Here is a 4,623-nt window from a genome sequence, read left to right on the forward strand (position 1 = left end):
ACGGCTGGCAGATGGCCTCCAAGGCGCTGCGTCCGCTGCCCGTGCTGCACGCCGGACTCAACGAGGAGACCCGGGTGCGCCAGCGCTACGCGGACCTCATCGTGCGTCCCGAGGCACGGCAGATGGTCCACACCCGGGCCGCCATCATCCGCTCCATCCGCCGCACCCTCGAGGACCGCGGGTACGTGGAGGTGGAGACCCCGGTCCTGCAGCTGATCCACGGCGGCGCCCATGCCCGTCCGTTCGAGACCCACCTGAACGCGTTCGACCAGGGGATGACCCTGCGGATCGCCACCGAGCTCTACCTGAAGCGTGCCGTGGTCGGCGGGATCGACCGGGTCTTCGAGATCGGCCGCGTGTTCCGCAACGAGGGCGTGGACTCCACCCACTCCCCGGAGTTCACCACCCTGGAGTCCTACGAGGCGTGGGCGGACATGCACGTCATGGCCGAGCGGATGCAGGAGATGATCCTCAATGCCGCGGACGCCATCGGTGCGGGCCGCCGGATCGAGACGCCCCGGGGCACCATCGACCTGGACGGGGAATGGCGCTGGCTGGAGGTCTACCCCGGCCTGTCGGAGGCCGTGGGCCGGGAGATCACGCCGGACACCACGGTGGAGGAGCTGCGCGCCATCGCCGAGGAGCACGAGGTGGCCTATGACGGGTTCTGGGACGCGGAGAAGCTCGTGATCGAGCTGTTCGGCGAGATCGTGGAGCCCACGCTCATCGATCCGACCTTCGTCTACAACTACCCCCCGGCCGCCCAGCCGCTGGCCCGCCCGCACCGGTCCAAGCCCGGCGTGATCGAGGCCTGGGACCTCATCATCGGCGGCATGGAACGCGGCACGGCCTTCTCCGAACTGATCGACCCGGTCATCCAGCGTGATCGGCTCACCGCGCAGTCGGAGGCGTCCGCCGCGGGTGACGACGAGGCGATGCAGCTGGACGACGACTTCCTGCGCGCCCTGGAGTACGGCGCCCCGCCGATGGGCGGCATCGGGCTCGGGATCGACCGCCTCGTCATGCTGTTCACCGGGGCCGGGATCCGGGAGACCATCCTGTTCCCGCTGCTCAAGCCGGAGGCCCAGGGGTCGGGCAGCTGATGGACACGTTCTGGGAGTACTTCTCCGTCCTGGCCCCCTCCGTGGGGTTGGGGCTGATCTTCTGGCTCGTCATGCGCTCCCTGTTCCGGGCGGACAGCGGCGAGCGGAACGCGCGCGCCGAATTGGAGGAGCGCGAGGCGGAGGAATGGGCCCGGTTGCGGGCGGAGCGCGGCTCCCGGGACGGTGCCGGTGGAACCGCCGGCGAGACGACCGCCGGCGATGCCGGTGACGGCCGCGGGGCCGGTCCCACGACCGCTTCGTGACGGCGCCTTCCCGCATTTCATCGAGGGGATATCCCGATTCCCAAGCTGTGAGTTCGCCGTGAGAGCAGGGCACGCGTCGACCTTCAGTTGGTAAACATAATAGGGATCCGGGATACTCTGAACTGGGCGCCGGATCGGAAGAAGGCAATAGGGATTCCCTGGTTGAGGATATCCGGACTGTCGGTGCCGGGAACATCCGTTCCGAAAGCTCCGTTGACATATCGAAGGGGAATGGCCGTGGCGCAGAAAGTAGAAGTGGTCTTGGTTGACGATCTAGACGGAACACCGGCCGACGAGACCCTCCAGTTCGCCTTGGACGGCCGGCACTACGAGATCGACCTCTCGTCCGAGCACGCGAAGGAATTGCGGTCCACGCTCAAGCCGTACCTCCGCAAGGCCCGGGCCGTGGCCCCGCCGACCCCGGGGAACGAGGCCGCCAAGATCCGCGAGTGGGCTGCCGAGAACGGCTACGAGGTCTCCCAGCGCGGCCGGCTGCACCGGGACATCGTCGAGGCCTACCGCAACGCCAAGAAGTGACGCGGGGCGGCGCGCGGGCCTGACGGAACCGAGGCCCCGCAGCGGTGCCGGGCGGTTGTTCTCCCTACGGCGAACAGCCGCCCGAACTCGTCCCCCGGTGCGTAGCATCGGAGGCACAGTCAGCAAGGAGTGTGCCCATGTTTGAGAGATTCACGGACCGTGCCCGGCGGGTGGTGGTACTCGCGCAGGAAGAGGCGCGGATGCTCAACCACAGCTACATCGGTACCGAGCACATCCTGCTCGGCCTGATCCACGAGGGCGAGGGAGTGGCCGCCAAGGCCCTCGAGTCGCTCAGCATCTCCCTGGGGGCCGTGCGCGAGCAGGTCCAGGAGATCATCGGCCAGGGACAGCAGACGCCCTCGGGCCACATCCCCTTCACGCCGCGCGCCAAGAAGGTCCTCGAGCTGTCGCTGCGCGAGGCCCTCCAGCTGGGCCACAACTACATCGGCACGGAGCACATCCTGCTCGGCCTCATCCGCGAGGGCGAGGGCGTCGCGGCCCAGGTCCTCGTGAAGCTCGGCGCGGACCTGAACCGCGTCCGCCAGACCGTCATCCAGCTGCTGTCCGGCTACCAGGGCGGTGCCGGCGGCAAGGAGACCGCGGGCGCCGGTGTGTCCTCCGGCGGCCAGTCCGAGGGCGCCCCGGCCGGCTCCGTGGTCCTGGACCAGTTCGGCCGCAACCTCACCGCCGCCGCCCGCGAGGGCAAGCTGGACCCGGTGATCGGCCGCGCCCAGGAGATGGAGCGGGTCATGCAGGTGCTGTCCCGCCGCACCAAGAACAACCCGGTGCTCATCGGCGAGCCCGGCGTCGGCAAGACCGCCGTCGTCGAGGGCCTGGCCCAGGCGATCGTGCGCGGCGACGTGCCCGAGACGCTGACGGACAAGCAGCTCTACACCCTGGACCTCGGGTCCCTCGTGGCCGGCTCCCGGTACCGCGGTGACTTCGAGGAGCGCCTGAAGAAGGTGCTCAAGGAGATCCGCACCCGCGGGGACATCATCCTGTTCATCGACGAGATCCACACGCTCGTCGGCGCCGGCGCGGCCGAGGGCGCGATCGACGCGGCCTCCATCCTGAAGCCGATGCTGGCCCGCGGCGAACTGCAGACCATCGGTGCCACCACCCTGGACGAGTACCGCAAGCACATCGAGAAGGACGCGGCGCTGGAGCGCCGGTTCCAGCCGATCCAGGTCAACGAGCCCACCGTGGAGGAGACCACCGAGATCCTGCGCGGGCTGCGGGACCGGTACGAGGCCCACCACCGGGTCTCGATCACCGAGGACGCGCTCAAGGCCGCGGCCTCGCTGGCGGACCGCTACGTCTCGGACCGGTTCCTGCCGGACAAGGCGATCGACCTGATCGACGAGGCCGGGGCCCGGTTGCGCATCAAGCGCATGACCACCCCGCCGGAGATCAAGGAGTACGACTCCCGGATCGCCGAGGTCCGCGCCGAGAAGGAAGCGGCCATCGACGGCCAGGACTTCGAGGGCGCCGCCCACCTGCGCGACCAGGAGCAGAAGCTCACGGACGAGCGCAACCGCAAGGAAGAGGAGTGGCGCACGGGCGTCACCGAGGGCATCGCCGAGGTGAACGAGGACCTGATCGCCGAGGTGCTCTCCGCCTCCACCGGCATCCCGGTGTTCAAGCTCACCGAGGAGGAGACCGACCGCCTGCGCAACATGGAGGCCGAGATCCACCAGCGGGTCATCGGCCAGGACGAGGCCATCAAGTCCCTGTCCCAGGCGATCCGGCGCACCCGCGCCGGCCTCAAGGACCCGAACCGGCCCTCGGGCTCGTTCATCTTCGCCGGGCCCACGGGCGTCGGCAAGACCGAGCTGGCCAAGGCCCTCGCGGAGTTCCTGTTCGGTGACGAGGACGCCCTCATCACCCTGGACATGTCCGAGTTCCAGGAGAAGCACACGGTCTCCCGGCTCTTCGGTGCCCCTCCCGGTTACGTCGGCTACGAAGAGGGCGGCCAGCTGACCGAGAAGGTCCGCCGCCGGCCGTTCTCCGTGGTGCTCTTCGACGAGGTCGAGAAGGCCCACGCGGACCTGTTCAACTCGCTGCTGCAGATCCTGGAGGACGGTCGCCTGACCGACTCCCAGGGGCGCGTGGTGGACTTCAAGAACACCGTGATCATCATGACCACGAACCTCGGCACCAAGGACATCTCCAAGGGCGTCATGACGGGCTTCCAGTCCGCCGCGGACACCCAGACCGGTTACGACCGGATGAAGGGCAAGGTCCAGGAGGAGCTGCGCCAGCACTTCCGGCCCGAGTTCCTCAACCGCGTGGACGACGTCATCGTCTTCCCGCAGCTGTCCAAGGACGAGATCGTGCAGATCGTCGACCTGTTCGTGGCCCGCCTGCAGAAGCGGCTGGACGACCAGGACCTGACCATCACCATCACGAAGCCGGCCAAGGAGTTCCTGGCCGACCGCGGGTACGACCCCGCGTTCGGTGCCCGACCGCTGCGCCGCACCATCCAGCACCTGGTGGAGGACCAGCTCTCCGAGAAGATCCTCTTCGGGGAGATCACCCCCGGGTCCAGCATCACCGTGGACCTCGAGGGTGAGGGTGAGACGGCCAAGCTCACCTTCTCCACCACCAGCCGTCCCGAGGCGATCGAGGCGACGCCGGTGGCCGGGGAGATCGAGGCCCAGACCACCGGCCAGTGACACCGTGACGACGCCGGCCTGCCGGGCAGGCGTCGTCGGCCCCGT

The 4,623-nt window shown here is 68.8% G+C and carries 4 protein-coding genes; all 4 read left to right on the forward strand.

The genetic code is table 11. The features are described from left to right. On the forward strand, positions 1-1,103 hold a 1,103-nt coding region (locus PLJ28_RS14900), incomplete at its 5' end, for a lysine--tRNA ligase (RefSeq protein ID WP_324590342.1). Next, complete coding sequence (locus tag PLJ28_RS14905; protein WP_298045087.1) at positions 1,103-1,366, forward strand: hypothetical protein; 264 nt, start codon at positions 1,103-1,105, stop codon at positions 1,364-1,366. The genes PLJ28_RS14900 and PLJ28_RS14905, both read left to right, overlap by 1 nt. A gap of 237 nt (positions 1,367-1,603) precedes the next feature. Beyond that, positions 1,604-1,903, forward strand: coding sequence for a histone-like nucleoid-structuring protein Lsr2 (locus PLJ28_RS14910; RefSeq protein WP_029139062.1), 300 nt, complete (start codon positions 1,604-1,606; stop codon positions 1,901-1,903). Between the two features lie 137 nt (positions 1,904-2,040). After that, a complete protein-coding gene (locus PLJ28_RS14915) occupies positions 2,041-4,578 on the forward strand; it encodes an ATP-dependent Clp protease ATP-binding subunit (RefSeq protein ID WP_183530236.1) in 2,538 nt (845 codons plus the stop codon). Positions 4,579-4,623: the final 45 nt, after the last annotated feature.

Source organism: Citricoccus sp., assembly GCF_035445025.1.
Classification (GTDB): domain Bacteria; phylum Actinomycetota; class Actinomycetes; order Actinomycetales; family Micrococcaceae; genus Citricoccus.

Bases quoted from the DNA above. Each gene is read 5' to 3' on its own strand.
- PLJ28_RS14915 (WP_183530236.1), top strand. From the start codon at position 2,041: ATGTTTGAGAGATTCACGGACCGTGCCCGGCGGGTGGTGGTACTCGCG.
- PLJ28_RS14905 (WP_298045087.1), top strand. From the start codon at position 1,103: ATGGACACGTTCTGGGAGTACTTCTCCGTCCTGGCCCCCTCCGTGGGG.